We start from the raw sequence: 17,435 nt of genomic DNA, 5'->3' as shown, positions 1-17,435 counted from the left end.
TATAATTATATGTTAAGAATAGTGAAAAAATTAGGGATAATTTTGTTTGTATCCAGCATAAGTATTAATAGTTTTGCTAAAAGCATGTATGATGATGTAGACTCTGCTTCTGACTATGATAGTACACCGTATTACGAAAACGAAGGCAGTTTAGTTTTCAAGATGCGTCTAGGAGGTGTTGTTTCAAGCGCTAAGCAAAAAGGATTACCTACTCCTACCTCTCCTCAACCTGTTTCAGTAAGAGAAGTTGCAAAAAACGGTTATGGAGGTGATGCGTCCACTACTATATTCTTTAATAATTATTTAGCTACTGAATTATCACTTGGCTTTAATGCTTTACGTACTAAATATACATCCCTTGCAGCCGTTGCTCATAATTATGGCGTTGATAATGTCAAACTAGGAAAAAACAAACCTATTTATATGATTCCTGCAACAGTTACCGGACAATTTCATATAGCTCCTTACGGTGGAATAAGACCATATATAGGTATAGGTTATCACGGTTCTTATATGCTTACGCAAGCTACCGGTCTTAAAATTAGAAACGGACACGGTGCCGTAGGACAAGTAGGTGTAGATTTTTATGCTAAAGATGATACTTTAATCAATATTGACGTAAGACAATTTTTCTTAAATCCTAAACTTGAGTATAAGCCGAATTTAGTAGGTAATAAAACCGTGACCTCTAAAGTTAAACTTAATCCTTTAATAGTTTCTATAGGTATAGGATTTACTTTTTAGCCTTGTTGCATGGTTCTTGAAGCATATTTGTCATCTCGCGACTTGATCGCGGGATCCAGTTTTTTTATTTTTTTGGATACCGCGGTCAAGCCGCGGTATGACACTAAATAGCTAATAATATAAACATACATTCACCTATGTCCCTACAAATTATCCAGTTATTATACTTAGTTGCGGCTGTTTGCTTTATTCTATCACTCAAATTCTTATCCTCACAGAAACAAGCACGTTTAGGCAGTACCATGGGTATTTTGGGAATGGCGATAGCAGTCGTCGTTACTTTTTTCCTACCGGATTTTACTCATAAATTACCCATTATAGCAACCATATTATTAGGTGCTGTAATCGGCGGGATTATCGCACTTAAAATCTCCATGACGGCAATGCCTCAATTAGTAGCGGGCTTTCACTCTTTTGTCGGTCTTGCTGCGGTATTTGTAGCTTATGCTACAGTACTTGCTCCTGAAAATTTTTCTATAGGAATAGCAGGAAGTTTACCGATTAATGCATTAATAGAAATATCAGTAGGCGTCTCTATCGGTGCTTTAACTTTTAGCGGTTCGATTATAGCTTTTCTAAAACTGCAAGGCTTAATGAAAAGTAGCCCGTTAAAATTTTACGGTCAGCAATATGTATGCTTATTAACGGCAATAATATTGGTTATTCTAGTAATATCGTTTATTCGTTCAGAGAATATATTTTTATTTAATCTAATAGTCTTTTTATCACTGTTAATCGGAGTATTACTAATAATACCGGTAGGCGGTGCAGATATGCCTGTTATAGTCTCAATGCTAAATTCTTATTCAGGTTTTGCGGCAGCAGGTATAGGCTTTACGCTTAGCAATAGCCTACTTATTATTACTGGAGCATTAGTCGGTAGTAGCGGAGCTATACTTAGCTATATAATGTGCAAAGCGATGAATCGCTCATTAATTAAGGTTATTTTTGGGGCGTTTTTGCCTGCACCTACTGGAATTGACAAGGATATAGACGACGATAAAATAGCAAAAACAAGCTGCCCTGAAGATGCGGCACATTTACTACTTAATACATCATCGGTGATAATTGTTCCCGGTTACGGTATGGCAGTAGCCCAGTCTCAGCATATCATAAAAGAGATGGTTGATATATTAGAACGTTCAGATATTAATGTACGTTTTGCCGTACATCCGGTAGCAGGTAGAATGCCGGGGCATATGAATGTTTTACTTGCAGAAGCTAATATAGATTATGAGAAAGTACTTGAGCTTGAAGAAATTAATAGAGATTTCGCTACCACTGACGTAGTGCTTGTGATTGGGGCAAATGACATAACTAATCCTGCTGCTAAAAATGATCCGAACAGTCCAATTTACGGTATGCCGGTACTTGATGTCGAAAAAGCACGTACGATTTTGTTTATTAAACGCTCTATGGCATCAGGATATGCAGGTGTAAAAAATGCGCTATTTTATAACGATAATACTTTTATGTTATTCGGCGATGCTAAGAAAGTAGTTGAGGAGATAGTTAAGTTTCTAAATGAAGATTGACTTAAATAACTCTATTTGTTATAACTTCTTAAATTAAGCCAAGAAACAATTATCATGAATTTGCAAAAAACATTACCGCTTCTGCCAAAAGCCACGGCTATGTGGTTAATCGAAAATACTTCTTTAACTTTTAAACAAATTGCCGATTTTTGCGGTATTCATGAATTTGAAATAAAAGGTATGGCTGACGGTGAAGTAGCACAATCTATTAAAGGTTTAAATCCAATTGCAAAAGGTCAATTAACTTTAGAGGAAATTGAGCGTTGCAGTAAAGATCCTAATGCTAATTTACAAATTTCATATAACCCTGCTGATGAATTGATGAAAAATCAGAAAAAACAGCGTGCTAAATACACTCCTATAGCAAGACGTCAAGATAAACCGGATGCTATATATTGGTTATTGTCTAATTATCCGAACATCCAAGACCATCAAATAATTAAATTAATAGGTACTACTAAAATTACTATAGATGCTATTAGAACCCGTAGCCATTGGAATATGAATTCTATTCGTCCTCGTGATCCCGTATTACTGGGGATCTGTAGTCAAATAGACCTGAATAAAATAGTAGAAAGCCTAAAGCCTCAACAAAATCCTACAAAAGAATCATAAAATTATACTAACTGCTATCCTCGAAAGGCTTGCTTACGTGAATTATTTTTTGATTGTTACCCCGCCTTGATCAGCGTTATTGCGTGGCTCGTTTATGTCGTTCCTGTATAGTCGGAACATTGCTGGACGGACCGGTAACATCCACTGTGTCACCCCGTGGCTTGACCCACGGGGTCCATAAAAAAAATCTAAAATACTAATAATATTAGTATTTTAAGCTAGATTCCGTGGTCAAGCCACACGGAATGACAACGGATGCGTTTTTCAATCCACACTGACAATACTTTTCTCATAAACGGATTTTTTTTATGGATTAGAAAAGTGATTATTGCCTAATAAATCGTTTATCACTAGGTAAAGTATAACTTTTATCGGTAGAACGATAGGGACAAATATCAATTCCTCCACGCCTAGTATACACTATATAAATAGAAAGAAAATCAGGACTTATAGCGTTTTTAATATCTGTAAAAATACGCTCAGCACACTGCTCCGCAAACTCATTACAATTTCTAAAAGATATTAAATATTTCAGAAAAGAATCATGTTTTAACTTTTTTCCTTTATATTTTATAACGATTGTACCCCAATCCGGTTGACCGGTTACTAGGCAATTTGATTTGAGTAAATTAGAATTAATCTCTTCTTCTACCAAAACATCTTCATACTCAATTAAACTATTATCAGGTGCACCATAATTATTGCATACTATATCTAAATCATCAATATTTTTACCGCCTGGAACACCAAATTCTACTTTTGTATTTATAGGAAATATACGTCCTGTTACTTTAGCGCGTGTAACATTACTTAGATCCTGCAAGATAATTCTTTCTAATTCTTTTACTGATTCAACAACAAAGTTATTAAAAGAATTTAGATATAATTTAAATGATTTTGATTCTACTATATTTTCAGAATCCGTCGGTATATAAAAAGTGCCTACTCCAACCCATGGCTTACTGTTCTTATTAAGACAAGATAGTTCATATGTATTCCAAACATCTACACCGTAAAACGGAAGATTATTACTATTTATTCCAAGTTCGTTTCGATTATTTATACGTGGAATTTTAAATAATAAAGTCACATCATAACTATCTTTATAAGTACTTTTTTTACCAAGTAAAGAAGTAGATAAAGGCATTAATTATGCTCCTTGTGCTAAAATTTCTTTTTGTTGTAACTCATCATATTCTTTTAGCATATAACCACGTCCCCATACTGTGTCGATATAATCTCTACCGCCGGCAGCATCACTTAACTTTTTACGAAGTTTACAAATAAATACGTCAATAATTTTCATTTCCGGTTCATCAACACTACTATATAAGTGATTTAAGAACATTTCTTTAGTTAAGATAGTTCCTCTTCGGAGTATTAATAGCTCTAAAATAGCATATTCTTTGTTCGTCAAATGTACTTTTTTGCCGTCAACTTCTACACTTCTAGTATCTAGGTTTATGCTAACCTTATCAAACCTAAATACTGATGCTGCATGACCTTTAGAACGTCTAACTATAGCTTTAATTCTAGCAATTAATTCCTCTCTTACAAACGGCTTGGTTAAATAATCATCGGCTCCGGAAGAGAAACCAGTAATCTTTTGATCCGTATCCGTTAAGCTAGATAAAATTAGGATTGGGGTTTTTATTTTTGCAGCACGCAATCTTAGTAATATCTCAAAACCATTAATATCCGGTAACATAAGGTCTAAGATTACTAGATCATAACCACCAACTTTACCAAGTCTTAAACCTTCCACACCAACTGAAGCTTTATCGCAAACTATCCCTTCTGAAGCTAAAGTTAGCTCAATTAAGTTAGCCATTTCCGGCTCACCTTCAATTAACAAAACTCTCATTATTTTTCTCCATAAAATTCAATTTTTATATTGTGCTATAATTTAATTACAGTTAACTATTGTTAACTAAATTATAATTTTTTATCTAGCGCTTTATACATTCATTAATAACACAAGTAAAGAATATTTAATCAAATTGATAAAATTTTTACTATTAAGCTCTATCTGTGATTTAAAAACCATGGCGTTTAAAACGAAATTTATTAAATAATTAAATGATTTTCTTAGTTTTGATGTTCCGACATTTTCTTATGATATAAGGCACCAAAATCTATAGGATCAATCATTAAAGGCTGGAATCCTGCATCTTGAGTACAGCTAGCTATAATTTTTCTGGCAAATGGAAATATCATTGCCGGACAATGAACGGATAATAAAATCGGATGTTGTTCAGAATCAATATTAATTAAATTAAATACTCCAGCATATTTTAATTCTATCTGAAATAATTTATATTTCTCATTTCTTGCAATTGCCTCGATATTTAACTCTACTTCATAGAAATTTTCTTCCGATAAATTAGTAATATTTATATCTAGAGATAAATCAATTTGAGGGCGTTGATCCAAAGCCGCAAGAGAAGACGGAGCAGAAGGATTCTCAAGAGATAAATCTTTTATATATTGTGCATTAACGGAAATATGCGGCATTGTCTCATTAGTATCGGTGTTTATTGTACTCATAAAAATCCTTATTAAAAATTTAATATAATTTTCTACATAAAAAAGTTATGTTAGCGGTAAAGTTACGCCTACTTGTTTCATATATTTTCCTTGGCGATCGGCGTATGAAGTATCACAAATTTGATCACTCTTTAAAAATAAAAACTGACAAGCTCCTTCATTTGCATATATTTTAGCAGGTAATGGAGTAGTATTAGAAAACTCTAAAGTTACATGTCCTTCCCACTCCGGTTCTAACGGAGTCACATTTACTATTATACCGCATCTTGCATAAGTAGACTTGCCGACACAAATAACTAATACATCACGCGGTATTTTAAAATATTCTATAGTTCTGCCAAGGGCAAAGCTGTTAGGTGGAATAATACACACATCTACTTCTCTATCAACTAAATTATATTCACTGAAATTTTTTGGATCAACCGTAGTAGAATTTATATTGGTGAATATTTTAAATTCATTAGACACTCTAGCATCATAGCCGTAAGAAGATAAGCCGTAAGAAATTATCTTTTCTTTATTATGCACTCTTACCTGCTTTTCCGCAAAGGGCCTTATCATACTTTGATTTATAACAGCTTCTTTTATCCACTTATCTGACATTATAGCCATAATCAAAACTTGATTTAATTAATAAACTGATGATTATAACTCATAATTATTTACAATACAAAATTTTTCTTTAAAACTATAAGTCTAAGACTACTTGAATAATGATAGTGATAATAATACAACACTATATACTTAAAATTATTACAAATTAAATAGTTTTTTATTGTCAGTTCTGAAAAGTATTATTATATTTTTAGTATAGTTGGTTATTTATTAAATTTTATTATTTAAGTTTATAGGAGCTTTGTTAAAGTGAAAAAGTTATTATTAGCTGCAAGTATTATTTGCCTTGCACCGGCTGGTCTTGCCGAAGAAAATCCAACACCTGTTATTTCTAATTCTGATACTGAAATAAAATTAGAAGGATTCTATTTATTTGAAAACGGTTATATTAAACAGGATCATTTAATTTTATTTGATAAAAATGTAACTGATAACAGGAAAAAGCTAGGGTTTTACACGGAAGCAGCGTTTGCGGCCACTATTGCTAAAACTATCAATGATATAATAGCAGGTGCTAAAATAGTGCTTCAGCCTACTACAAAAGCAAAAACCTCTACAAGTTATAACGGATCACATATCTTTATTGAAACTAGTTACGGTAAAGTAGAACTTGGCTCTCCTGCTGACGCAAGCGCTAAGTTGTGTATTACTGGTAGTCAAGTAACTGCAGGTACAGGAGGATGGTCTAGATATGCTCTACTTGACAGTCAACATATGCGATATAACGGTTTAAAACCGGATTTTGATACTAGTGCTAGCTTTTATCTTGAGTCATACTCTAATTCTTTTGATCAAATCAATGATAAAACTGAGAAAGCTAGAAGATTGAATTTTTTCACGCCTAAAATAAAAGGCTTCCAAGCCGGAGTTTCTTATACTCCCGATACTGCTAATACAGGTGGTAATAGAGATATAAATAATTTAACGCTTAAAAGTTCAGGCAGAGACGGGGTTAGTGTTTCTAAAACTGGAATAAAGACGGTTAAATTAGAGAATAACGAAACCATGACTATTAATCAGAATATTAGGGATGCTTTTTCTGCCGGCTTAACTTATGAACATGAAATTAGCGAAGATGCAGACTTAAAATTATCTGCCACCGGAGAATACGGTAAACCTGCGCGTCGTCTTATTCATGCTAAAATGGATGGAACTACAATTCAAGTGCTTAATACCTATAAGCTTTCTAATTTAAAAGCATATAATCTTGGAGCTGTATTTACTTACGGTAATTTCTCTTGTGGTGCTTCTTACGGTAATTTAGGTAAAAGCTTAACCGCTAAGGAATATTATAAAGTCGGTCGTGATACCTATTATTACAATGGAGCAGTTGCTTATGGACAAGGACCTATAAAAACAAGTCTTGAATATCTTAAAACTTCAAGATATAAAAACACCGTTGATGCTGTAAGCCTCGCTACTGAATATAAGATCATGCCTGGTTTATTACCATATGCTGAAATTTCTCATTTCCAAGCTAAAGGTAAACCTGTATATTACCCTGAAGCACCTAGTAAAACAACACGAGGTACTGTTGGTCTTATAGGTACAAAACTTAAGTTTTAATTATTTACAAATTAATTGCCATCACTATTATAATCAAGGCTTAGAGTAATCTTATGCCTTGATTATTCCATTTTTTTAATTGCACTATCAATAAACTTTATAGTTCCGTCGTTGTAGTAATTTTGTTTTCTCTTCTGTTAAATCTTTAAACCATTCTATTAGCTTACAGCCCTCTAATTCTTGTCACATTATGTTTAGCTTTTGTACTTCAAGTACCGACGAACCTTGAAAATTTATGCTATACTGCCTTTTGATCAAATAAAATTATATATATATTGTGATGCAACCATAATATATGGTAATCATGTGATATATGATTTTTATTATTTTAAAACAGGAGTAACACTATGAATCATGCTCAATTTACAAGCTCAGGATATTCCTTTGTAAATGGATTAAAAGCAGTTACAAGATATGCAACCGCTTCTAAATTATTATTTAAAGATGCATATAATTTTGTTTCTAGTTCCAACTTAAAAAAATATTTACAATATTACATGCTTTAAATATTCAGAAAGTCTATACAAAAGACGGGGATTTTGAGGCAGCATTGAAGTTTTTTAATATGCAACAGGATAATTCTCTAAAGATAAAGATAGATGTACTCAGAACATCGAAAAACCAGCATCAGAGGACAATGAAAATCTTTTTTTTCCTATATATTAAATGTATTTAAAAACATGATGGAAACAAGTAACAATAGATAAATATATTACTGCAATCCCTCATTTAATGAGTATAGGTTTTACCTTAAAAAAAATTTCAAGCCCCAACCACGTTATAAGCAAATTTGATGCAATAAAGATACCAGCACTTATGGCTGCCACTATCGAAAAACCTTTAATAGATACAATTAGAGAGGATTGTTCTACTATAATTCAATTTTTCAAAGATAGTAATACGCTATTAACTGGTGTTTATAACCTTTTCGGTAATAATAATGAAGATTTTACATATTATCAATTAGAGGAAGGTTATCAGGATGATCAGGTTGATGTTATAGGAGTAGGAGATAGTAACATCTATTAATTTAAATAGGTAAGATGAGTTTAAAAGCCTATAAAAACTTTTAATAATAGAACGATACAAGCGAATTTATAAATAATTCGCTTGTATCAAACCATATAAAATATGCTATTTTTTTGTATATACTCAATCTTTATTATAATTATGATGAAAATCTATTATTTTTTGGGAAGCCCATAGGAGGTAATTTACCGGTACTACCTCTTTTGCCTAAAAATGCAACAATGTTTTTCTCAAGTTTTACTTTTCCATTGTTATTCCAACCTAAGCCGTCTTCTTTATTGAATATTTTAATATCTAGAAGCTTAGCATTCTTAAATTTTTGCAGCGTTACACCTTGCCCTTTTTTCATTTCAGGTATTTCATCTATATTAAATACCAGTAATTTACGACTTTCACCGATACAAGCAATACTATCCCCGTTTACAGGTAAACAAGCTATACATATATGACCATCCGGTACATTCATAATTTGCTTTCCTGTTTTTGTTTGAGCCATTACTTCATTTGAATTAACTAAAAACCCCTTACCTACACTACTTGCAAGTAATAAAAGCTGATCAGGTTTATAGATTAAAATATTCGTAATATCGTTATTGCCTATATCTACAAGTAGCTTTATAGATTCCCCTGTTCCTTTACCTTTGGAAATATTATCGGCAAGCAAAGTAAAAAATCTGCCTTCTGCACTAACTATTAATATTTTATCAGTCGTGTAAGCTTCTAAAATAAATTTTTCTGCATCACCTTCTTTATATTTGATAGTCGATAAATCGGTGTTATGACCTTTTAACGAACGCACCCACCCCATTTTTGAGCAGATAATAGTAATCGGCTCTTTAGTAATGAAAGCCGTTATATCAACTACTTGATTCGTAAGCGTTACTTCCTCAAAGCTTGTACGCCTTGCTCCTATTACCGTATTTAATCCAAATTTCGTTTGTACTGTTTTGATTTCTTTTTTAACTATTTTCCATAGTTCTTTAGGGTTATTTAGAATTTCTTCTAATATAGCTTGTTGCTTCTGCAAATTACTATGCTCATTAATAATTTCCTGCTCTTCAAGCTTGCGAAGCGAGCGAAGGCGGGTATTTAATATCGCTTCTACTTGTATTTCGGTTAATTTAAACCGCTCCATCATTATCGCTTTTGGCTCATCTTCTTCACGAATAATTTTAATTATCTCATCAAGATTTAGATAAGCTATCCTAAGCCCTTTTAGAATTTCTAAACGATGCTTGATTTTGTTTAAAAGATAAGTTGATCTGCGAGTAACAATATTTTGTCTATGATCTAGAAATTCTTGTAAAATCTCTAAAATATTCATTACTCTCGGCACGTTATTACTGCCGATCACATTCATATTTAACTGAATGCGGCTTTCTAAATTCGTTAGCTTGAATAGAGATTCCATAACTATTTGCGGATCACATCCCCGATCTCGCGGCTCTATAACCAACCTTATAATGTCTGTTGATTCATCTCTAATATTGCTAACAAGGGGAATTTTTTTATCCTTTAGTAATATTGCTATTTGTTCTATAAGTTTTGATTTCTGAACCTGATAAGGTATCTCAGTTACGACTATCTGATATGTACCGTAACTTAGCTCCTCTTTTTCCCATCTGCTTCTCACTCTAAGACTACCACGTCCAGTAGTATATGCAGCATTAATAACTTCAGCTTTATCAATAATTATGCCGCCGGTCGGGAAATCAGGACCTTTGATAAAGTTCATTATATCGTTAATTTCAGCTTTCGGATGGTCGATTAAATGTATTAGAGCATCACAAAGCTCATGTAAATTATGCGGCGGTATATTGGTTGCCATACCGACTGCTATCCCTTCAGAACCATTAGCTAGTAAATTCGGAAAACTTGCCGGCATTATTACCGGTTCTAAATCGGAATCATCATAAGTAGGGCGAAAAGCTACCGTATCTTTATCGATGTCCTCCATTAATAACGTACATATGTCCGTCATACGTGATTCGGTATAACGCATAGCTGCCGCATTATCACCGTCGATAGAGCCGAAATTACCCTGCCCATCAATTAAAGGATAACGCAACGAAAAATGCTGAGCAAGGCGTACCAAGGTATCATACACTGCCACATCACCGTGCGGGTGGTATTTACCTATTACGTCACCGACCACCCTTGCACATTTCTTATAGCCGGAATTTGGCTCAAGCCTTAACTGTAGCATTGCGTATAATAACCTACGATGTACAGGCTTGAGTCCGTCACGTACGTCAGGAAGCGAACGTGACATAATTGTTGATAACGCATAAGCAAGATAACGCTCTGATAATGCATTACCAAAGTCAATATTTTCTATTTTAGCTTCTTTCATAAGTTATTTAGTTTTTATTTATAGTCATTGCGAGCAGTCGTTGTTGCGTGGTTCTCTATGTCATTCCTGCGAAAGCAGGAATCCAGAAAAAAAATATAAACACAGCAAATTCTTAAAATTAAAAACTCGATTTATCTCGCTTTATGATGGATTTCTGCTTTCGCAGGAATGACATAAGAGTATACAAATATCACTTCAACACACAACTCTGCTTATTATAAGCTAATTTCTTACAAACCGCTTTAGCTTGACTAAGACTACCATAATCACCGGCTAAGATTAAATAGAAAAATTTGCCATCGTCATATTTAACTTTTTTGGTTGTGATAACAACATTTTTAAGAATTTTCGGGAATTTCTTTTTTATTTTTTCCCCTTCTTTCATTGCTTCTGCTTCAGACTTTACCGAACCTAGTTGTACTTTATAACTTTCATTATTTTTACAGTTTTTAGCATTACTAACCTTATCTTTACTTCCTTTTTCAAGCTTTATGATATTTAAATCCGTTTCATTTTTGGAGTTATTATTTGGCTCTATTAATGCAATAAGGTTAGATATTTCATCAAAAGATTCATCGCTTTGACTTTGGTTACGAGAATCTATACTCATAGGTTTCTCAGGGTCAGGAAGCAATTTTACGGTTTTAATATTTGTATCTTTAGCAATAAGATTTTCATATATCGTACTATGTACTGCTGCTATTTGGTTATTTTCTATTATAGACGGTTTTATTTTTGTAGTTAGCTCATCAGGATAAATAGTAATTACCGGCTTGCTATTCTGATAATATTGATAACCAAAATAAATAGCGGATATACATACTAAAAATACTAGAAATATTTTAATAAAAATATTATTGATCATATTTAGTAATTTGATAATAGAAAAACGTCATTGCGAGGAAAAATTGTAAGTTTTGATGAAGCAATCTCAGGAGTATTATTTCATGAGATTGCCACGCAGCCTACGGCTGCTCGTAATGACGACTCGGTATCCACACGAGCAATACCTCCTTGCAATGACGATGAAAACCTAACTACATTTTGTTCATTGGTTCTACACCTATCACTTCGAGACCGCTAGCTATAACTTTCTGTATGGCACTTGCAAGAGCAAGGCGTGCTAGAGTTAATTCTTTATTGCTCTCAATTACAAATCTATAATCGCTATTTTCTTTACCGAAATTCCACATAGAATGAAATTTTGAGGCTAAATTTATTAAATAAAATGCGATGCGATGCGGTTCAAAATATTTTGCAGATGCTTCTAATGTTTTTGTCCAGCTAGCCACAAGTTTTATAATCTCAATTTCTTCTTCAGAGGATAATAAAGATAAATCATACTTACCTGCTTCAAGGTTATTATAAGATTCAGGCATTAGTTCTCTAGCTTTTAATAAAATAGATATCGTTCTCACATGTGCATATTGTACATAAAAGATAGGATTTTCTCTCGATTGTTCTTTCACTTTTACCAAATCAAAATCAAGTGGCTTATCATTTTGTCTAGTCAACATCATAAATCTTATGATATCTTTCCCCACCTCATGATTTACGTCTTGCACACTAGCAAAGCTCCCAAGACGTTTTGACATTTTAACCGGCACACCGTTTTCAACGAAATTAACCAATTGACAGATTTTAACGTCCACTTTAACCTGCTCCTTACCTAAAGCTTTAACTATTGCCTCAATTCTTTTAACATATCCACTATGATCGGCACCAAGTACATAAATTAAGTGATTCGCTCCCCGCTCTGTTTTATCCTTAGCATATGCAAGATCAGAAGCAAAATAAGACCAACTTCCATCAGCTTTTTCTATAGGACGATCTTGACTATCACCGTACTTAGTAGATTTAAATAATTTTTGAACTCTATTATCCCACTCTGCGTGAATTTTACCTTTAGGGGCAGGTAACGTACCTTCATAAATTAGCCCCATACGCTCCAGTAGTTTAACTGTTTCCTCTATCTCACCTTTATCATGCAATGATTGCTCAGAGAAAAATATATCATGTTTAATCCCTAAATCTGCTAAATCTTTTCTATTTAAATCAAGCATTTTTTCTACGGCAAAACTTTTGATTATTTTGAACCTTTCAGCATCGTTCATCGTTAATAATTTATTGCCGTATTCTTTCGCTAAAATTTGCCCAAGCGGAATTAAATACTCTCCCGGATATAACCCGGCAGGGATAGTAATTTGCTCACCTAAAGCCTCTTTATAACGTAATAATACCGTACTAACTAAATCATTTATTTGTGAGCCTGCATCATTAACATAATATTCTTTTGTAACGGAGTAACCTACCTTTTGCAAAATCCTTGCTAGCACATCACCATATACCGCACCCCTAGCATGCCCTATATGCATTGGACCAGTGGGATTTGCCGAAACATACTCGATGTTAATATTTCTGCTTTTATCTATATCAATTTCAAAAAACTTTTCTTCATGCTGTAAAATATCCTTTATTGATGCCTGCCAACTATCAGCTTTTATAGTAAAATTAATAAAGCCCGGTCCTGCTATTTCTATACTTGCAATATAAGGTAATGTTATAAGGACTTCTTTAAATTTTAAAGCCACTTCCCGAGGAGGAATGCTTTCTTTAGCTGCAATAATCATTGCAATATTACTTGATAAATCACCGTTAAAACTATCTTTCGGTGTTTCAATAGTAGCAGTATTTGCTATTTCTTGATTATTATATAATTGCCTGCTTGCCACAATTATATCTTGTTTCAATTGATTAAATATATTCATAATTATTAAATGTTATTAAAATTCAGCAAATAGAATTCTTACAAACGCTCGCTAATAAGGAGGAATTTGTAGGAGATACAGAACGCAGCACCGCAGCGACGCACAAATTACCCTTAGAAGCAAGTTATGTAGGAAGTCGAGCAGAGCTGATTATATTCCTGAATGGCAAAACGGTCAGTCATCCCTGCTATATAATCAGCAACAACTCTAGCTTTACTATATGTTTTATTAGAGTCTATTAGCATTTTCCAATTAACCGGCAATAAATTAATATCATCCATATAAACCTTAAATAGACCTTGTACGATTTTAGTACATTTAAGGCTGATGGCCGTAATTTTATCACTTTTATAAACTCGCTCATGAAGAAACTTCTTAGTTTCCTTAATATTTTCATTAGTTTTTTCCGTAAAATCCACTATCTGATAATTCAAGTTACGTATCTCATCTATGTTAGTAATTTTTTCTTTATTTAAATTTTCTTTTGTTTGCCATAATAAATCGGTAATTAACTCATGTATCAGCTTACGTACTACCTCATAAATCAGACATGAGGAACTAATATTTTTAAATTTTGACTTGAGTTCAAAAACATATTGGTCAATATATTTAAGTTCAGCAAGACTATTAAAATCGATAATTTTAGCACCGATACTATCTTCCAAATCATGCGAAATATAGCTAATATCATCGGCAAGAGCTGCTATTTGAGCCTCTGCTGATGCATAGGTACTAAGTTCTAAATCATTTTGTTTATTATACTCTGCTATATATTCATTTATCTCGCCTAGTATAGGACCGTTATGTTTTACTATTCCTTCTAAAACTTCCCATGTTAAATTTACTCCATTATAAGCCGCATATCTTTTTTCAAGTAATGTTAGTATCTTTAAAGATTGAGCATTATGAGAAAAGCCGTTATACTCTCTCATACATTCATTTAAAGCCCGCTCCCCTGCATGACCGAAAGGCGTATGCCCAAGATCATGAGCAAGTGCTATTGTCTCAGCTAAATTATTTGATAAATTTAAAGTATTAGCGACCGAACGTGCAACATTCGAAACCTCTAGAGAATGAGTTAGCCTATTTCTGTAATGATCTCCCTCGTGATTAATAAAAACTTGAGTTTTATATTGCAAACGCCTAAATGCATTAGTATGTATAATGCGATCACGATCACGTTCAAACTCGTTTCTATAAGAGGTTGGGCTTTCCTTATATAATCTTCCCCTACTTTTAAGAGGATCAGAAGCGTATGAAGCAAGCATCGTTATCCTTTATTTTGAAAGACGTTATTGTGTGGTTCTAACTTTTCGTCATTGCGAGGAAATTGCATAGCAATTGACTAAGCAATCTCAGGAGTTTGTTATTATTTACGCAGCCTACGGCTGCGCGCAATGACGATTTGGTATCCACACAACAAAGCTAACTTGAAAAATATCAAGATATACTATATAATTTATGAGACTTTTACAAGGTAATTTTAAGTGACGATAACAATTACGGATAGAGCTTTTGAACGGGTTTGCGAGTTAGTAAAGCTAGAAAAAGATAAGAATTTAGTACTGCGAGTTTCGGTTGATAGCGGCGGTTGCTCAGGACTTATGTATAATTACGAACTAGTCTCAAAAGATAATATAGAGCAAGATGATTATGTCATTACTAAACATAATGCTACAATTATTATTGATCCTATCTCTCAAAAATTTATGCTAGATTGCACTCTTGATTTTATAGAAGAGCTAGGCAGTTCATATTTCAACGTTAGTAATCCGCAAGCTAAAGCAAAATGCGGCTGCGGTAATTCTTTCTCGGTGTAAATGCAAATATTGCGAGTGGGCATTGTTATTAGAATGCTGATGTCATTCCTGCAACAGCAGCAATGACATCGCAACGTCAAACTTTTAATGTTAATAATTAAGTTGCATAGTTGCTCCACCTACCTCAACTTCGTCATTATTATCATAAGGAGGACGCTCTACTTCATTACTATTAACGTTATTATCTTTATCTTCTTCGTTATCTGAAGCATTACTATCTATGTTAATATAAACATGTTGTTCTTGGGCTTGTTGAGCTATTAAACTTTGTTTTAATGTTTCAGCTTGAGATTGTCTTATTAAATCATCGCATACCAAAACTCCGCAGTCCGAAGTATTTCCTTCTTCTTGTTGTTGAGTTTTTAAATCCATTATTTCTGCATCAGAGCAAACCTCGGTAATAAGTCTTACTAAGTCAGGACGATCATTTAATGATCTGCCCAAAGGATCATTATAAGTAAATATTATCTTATTTGTATCATTATCTTTACTAATCATCATACTTACCCAATGCCCATGTCCTGTATTAATCGGCATAAGTACAACTTTACCTTTGTTCTTCAAATCCTCATGCACTCATTTCTTACTTGTTCAGGGCTTGTTAAATCAACATAGGTAACTATAGAGAATTTATTTTTGTCTATATTTGCTTCTAATATATTTTTTATATCATCTTCACTATACCAGTAATCCGATTCTTGTATATTTTCTATAGTGTGAAGCGTGGTACTTTTCATTGGCGGCGGTTGTTGTGGATGCTTTTGCTGCGGCTGAATTAAAGCTTCTTCTTGTTTTTGAGGCTGCGTATCATTTTGTTTGTTTACTTCTTGTTGATCATTAGTCAATTGCTCATTTTGATTTTGTTGTACTTCTGGCCACTCTTTGGCTTGCAGCTCCGGCAGTGAAACAAAATCATTTATTATAGTCTGTGTATCACTTAAAAATTTTGTTCTGTCAGTCCCTTTAGTAACTATACTCAGATCTTCTTCCATCTTACCTTTGTCAAGCATTGAGTGTATAAAAGCAGTATTTTCCTCCATCTTCGTACTATAAACTTTATGAACTTTTAACAATAATTTTTGTTCTTCCTGAGGGCTAGCTATGCTTGGCAGCCTTTAAATATTTAAAAGCAGCTAGCGGTATTAAATTTAATTTAAATAAAAATTCTCCTAATTTTAAAGATAGATAATTCTCTACTTCTTTTTTATTCTTAAGGATGTTAAAAATTTCTCTAAGAATAAAACTACACTCTTCTATCGGATCTATACTTAAACTTACCTTGAAATATTTTATTGCTTCAAGAAGCAATTTAATTACTATTTCGCTTTTATTTCCGTCCTTATAGAATCTCCCTAAATTTAAAAATAATCCACCTATTTTTTTACAAATATTGCTAAAAATGTACGGAATTGTATCATGGCCATAGAGAAAGTTAAAATCTTTATCAATTTCCAGAGCATTAATATATTCTCTTATTGCTCTAAACCAATCTAATTCCGATTTACTATTTTCATACATCATACCTAAATAATAATGAGCATTGGCTTTTATTTCATTTATAGATATAACAATATGCTCAGCTTGCGATCCCGTAAGTTTATCAAACCATTCTAATGCTTCTTTATAATATTTTTTTTTGTTCTTTATTATATTCTACATTATCGGTTACTTGATAAGGTTTTAATTTTATATCTAATATAGCTTTATTATTTATTAAAGAAAGTTTAGTTATTGTTTTATTAAGCCTAAACACCTCTCAGCTAAAATTTTTATTTGCTTATCATTTATACCGCAATTGTCCAAAAAGACTTGCTCAATAGTCTTATTATTCCTTAAATAATTT

17 protein-coding genes and 1 pseudogene are annotated in these 17,435 nt (G+C 33.0%); 7 read left to right on the top strand and 11 right to left on the bottom strand.

Annotated features, from left to right (window positions below):
• Nucleotides 1-9 precede the first annotated feature (9 nt).
• The 3 genes from MCI_RS04550 to MCI_RS04540 all read left to right on the top strand — a co-directional run bounded on the left by MCI_RS04550 (nt 10) and on the right by MCI_RS04540 (nt 2,894).
• Nucleotides 10-744: an OmpW family outer membrane protein gene (locus MCI_RS04550; protein WP_014409846.1), complete on the top strand. Its 735-nt coding sequence runs from the start codon at nt 10-12 to the stop codon at nt 742-744.
• Between the two features lie 137 nt (nt 745-881).
• Entirely contained in the window at nt 882-2,279 is a 1,398-nt protein-coding gene (locus tag MCI_RS04545) for an NAD(P)(+) transhydrogenase (Re/Si-specific) subunit beta (protein ID WP_014409845.1), read from the top strand.
• 54 nt (nt 2,280-2,333) lie between these two features.
• Nucleotides 2,334-2,894 carry a cell cycle transcriptional regulator TrcR gene (locus MCI_RS04540; RefSeq protein ID WP_014409844.1) on the top strand — a complete coding sequence of 187 codons (561 nt, stop codon included), beginning with the start codon at nt 2,334-2,336 and terminating at the stop codon, nt 2,892-2,894.
• Between the two features lie 325 nt (nt 2,895-3,219).
• Here the strand turns inward: MCI_RS04540 and queF are convergent, their stop codons facing one another.
• The 4 genes from queF to dcd all read right to left on the bottom strand — a co-directional run bounded on the left by queF (nt 3,220) and on the right by dcd (nt 6,053).
• Nucleotides 3,220-4,041 (bottom strand): NADPH-dependent 7-cyano-7-deazaguanine reductase QueF, encoded by an 822-nt coding sequence (queF, locus tag MCI_RS04535; RefSeq protein ID WP_014409843.1) that lies wholly within the window; start codon nt 4,039-4,041, stop codon nt 3,220-3,222.
• Between the two features lie 3 nt (nt 4,042-4,044).
• On the bottom strand, nt 4,045-4,758 hold the full coding sequence (gene ctrA / locus MCI_RS04530; RefSeq protein ID WP_014365198.1) for a response regulator transcription factor CtrA: 714 nt from the start codon (nt 4,756-4,758) through the stop codon (nt 4,045-4,047).
• A 224-nt stretch (nt 4,759-4,982) separates the two neighbouring features.
• The gene (secB, locus tag MCI_RS04525; RefSeq protein WP_014409842.1) at nt 4,983-5,441 is read right to left on the bottom strand and encodes a protein-export chaperone SecB; all 459 of its coding nucleotides are present in this window, start codon (nt 5,439-5,441) and stop codon (nt 4,983-4,985) included.
• 45 nt (nt 5,442-5,486) lie between these two features.
• Nucleotides 5,487-6,053: a dCTP deaminase gene (dcd, locus tag MCI_RS04520; RefSeq protein WP_010420471.1), complete on the bottom strand. Its 567-nt coding sequence runs from the start codon at nt 6,051-6,053 to the stop codon at nt 5,487-5,489.
• Nucleotides 6,054-6,305: 252 nt separating this feature from the next.
• On the opposite strand from dcd, the gene MCI_RS04515 reads away from it, so the two are divergent.
• From MCI_RS04515 to MCI_RS04510, 3 genes are all read left to right on the top strand, one after another.
• On the top strand, nt 6,306-7,622 hold the full coding sequence (locus MCI_RS04515) for a porin (protein ID WP_014409841.1): 1,317 nt from the start codon (nt 6,306-6,308) through the stop codon (nt 7,620-7,622).
• A gap of 347 nt (nt 7,623-7,969) precedes the next feature.
• A complete protein-coding gene (locus MCI_RS09055) occupies nt 7,970-8,128 on the top strand; it encodes a hypothetical protein (protein ID WP_192810783.1) in 159 nt (52 codons plus the stop codon).
• Nucleotides 8,129-8,354: 226 nt separating this feature from the next.
• A complete protein-coding gene (locus MCI_RS04510; RefSeq protein WP_014409840.1) occupies nt 8,355-8,651 on the top strand; it encodes a hypothetical protein in 297 nt (98 codons plus the stop codon).
• A 139-nt stretch (nt 8,652-8,790) separates the two neighbouring features.
• Here MCI_RS04510 and parC read toward each other — a convergent pair whose 3' ends face one another.
• From parC to MCI_RS04490, 4 genes are all read right to left on the bottom strand, one after another.
• A complete protein-coding gene (gene parC / locus MCI_RS04505) occupies nt 8,791-11,004 on the bottom strand; it encodes a DNA topoisomerase IV subunit A (RefSeq protein WP_014409839.1) in 2,214 nt (737 codons plus the stop codon).
• A 190-nt stretch (nt 11,005-11,194) separates the two neighbouring features.
• A complete protein-coding gene (locus MCI_RS04500) occupies nt 11,195-11,869 on the bottom strand; it encodes an SPOR domain-containing protein (protein ID WP_014409838.1) in 675 nt (224 codons plus the stop codon).
• A 172-nt stretch (nt 11,870-12,041) separates the two neighbouring features.
• On the bottom strand, nt 12,042-13,772 hold the full coding sequence (gene argS, locus MCI_RS04495; RefSeq protein ID WP_014409837.1) for an arginine--tRNA ligase: 1,731 nt from the start codon (nt 13,770-13,772) through the stop codon (nt 12,042-12,044).
• A 113-nt stretch (nt 13,773-13,885) separates the two neighbouring features.
• Nucleotides 13,886-15,040 (bottom strand): deoxyguanosinetriphosphate triphosphohydrolase, encoded by a 1,155-nt coding sequence (locus MCI_RS04490; RefSeq protein ID WP_014409836.1) that lies wholly within the window; start codon nt 15,038-15,040, stop codon nt 13,886-13,888.
• A 219-nt stretch (nt 15,041-15,259) separates the two neighbouring features.
• On the opposite strand from MCI_RS04490, the gene MCI_RS04485 reads away from it, so the two are divergent.
• Nucleotides 15,260-15,592 (top strand): iron-sulfur cluster assembly accessory protein, encoded by a 333-nt coding sequence (locus MCI_RS04485; RefSeq protein ID WP_012150318.1) that lies wholly within the window; start codon nt 15,260-15,262, stop codon nt 15,590-15,592.
• A gap of 90 nt (nt 15,593-15,682) precedes the next feature.
• On the opposite strand, the gene MCI_RS04480 is transcribed toward MCI_RS04485, so the two are convergent.
• The 3 genes and pseudogenes from MCI_RS04480 to MCI_RS10330 form a co-directional block, all read right to left on the bottom strand.
• Nucleotides 15,683-16,129: a hypothetical protein gene (locus MCI_RS04480; RefSeq protein ID WP_156794996.1), complete on the bottom strand. Its 447-nt coding sequence runs from the start codon at nt 16,127-16,129 to the stop codon at nt 15,683-15,685.
• 278 nt (nt 16,130-16,407) lie between these two features.
• Nucleotides 16,408-16,900: pseudogene (locus tag MCI_RS09915) on the bottom strand (hypothetical protein); the annotation flags it as partial.
• A gap of 313 nt (nt 16,901-17,213) precedes the next feature.
• Entirely contained in the window at nt 17,214-17,345 is a 132-nt protein-coding gene (locus MCI_RS10330; RefSeq protein WP_269479121.1) for a hypothetical protein, read from the bottom strand.
• Nucleotides 17,346-17,435 lie beyond the last annotated feature (90 nt).

Origin of the sequence: Rickettsia montanensis str. OSU 85-930, assembly GCF_000284175.1 — a bacterium.
In the GTDB taxonomy this organism is placed as follows: Bacteria; Pseudomonadota; Alphaproteobacteria; order Rickettsiales; family Rickettsiaceae; genus Rickettsia; species Rickettsia rickettsii.
This window is presented reverse-complemented; position numbering and strand designations above follow the sequence as displayed.

Bases quoted from the DNA above. Each gene is read 5' to 3' on its own strand.
- secB (WP_014409842.1), bottom strand. From the start codon at position 5,441: ATGAGTACAATAAACACCGATACTAATGAGACAATGCCGCATATTTCC.
- MCI_RS04550 (WP_014409846.1), top strand. From the start codon at position 10: ATGTTAAGAATAGTGAAAAAATTAGGGATAATTTTGTTTGTATCCAGC.
- argS (WP_014409837.1), bottom strand. From the start codon at position 13,772: ATGAATATATTTAATCAATTGAAACAAGATATAATTGTGGCAAGCAGG.
- MCI_RS04510 (WP_014409840.1), top strand. From the start codon at position 8,355: ATGAGTATAGGTTTTACCTTAAAAAAAATTTCAAGCCCCAACCACGTT.
- ctrA (WP_014365198.1), bottom strand. From the start codon at position 4,758: ATGAGAGTTTTGTTAATTGAAGGTGAGCCGGAAATGGCTAACTTAATT.
- MCI_RS04500 (WP_014409838.1), bottom strand. From the start codon at position 11,869: ATGATCAATAATATTTTTATTAAAATATTTCTAGTATTTTTAGTATGT.
- MCI_RS09055 (WP_192810783.1), top strand. From the start codon at position 7,970: ATGAATCATGCTCAATTTACAAGCTCAGGATATTCCTTTGTAAATGGA.
- parC (WP_014409839.1), bottom strand. From the start codon at position 11,004: ATGAAAGAAGCTAAAATAGAAAATATTGACTTTGGTAATGCATTATCA.
- MCI_RS04545 (WP_014409845.1), top strand. From the start codon at position 882: ATGTCCCTACAAATTATCCAGTTATTATACTTAGTTGCGGCTGTTTGC.
- MCI_RS04490 (WP_014409836.1), bottom strand. From the start codon at position 15,040: ATGCTTGCTTCATACGCTTCTGATCCTCTTAAAAGTAGGGGAAGATTA.
- MCI_RS04480 (WP_156794996.1), bottom strand. From the start codon at position 16,129: ATGCCGATTAATACAGGACATGGGCATTGGGTAAGTATGATGATTAGT.
- dcd (WP_010420471.1), bottom strand. From the start codon at position 6,053: ATGGCTATAATGTCAGATAAGTGGATAAAAGAAGCTGTTATAAATCAA.
- queF (WP_014409843.1), bottom strand. From the start codon at position 4,041: ATGCCTTTATCTACTTCTTTACTTGGTAAAAAAAGTACTTATAAAGAT.
- MCI_RS04540 (WP_014409844.1), top strand. From the start codon at position 2,334: ATGAATTTGCAAAAAACATTACCGCTTCTGCCAAAAGCCACGGCTATG.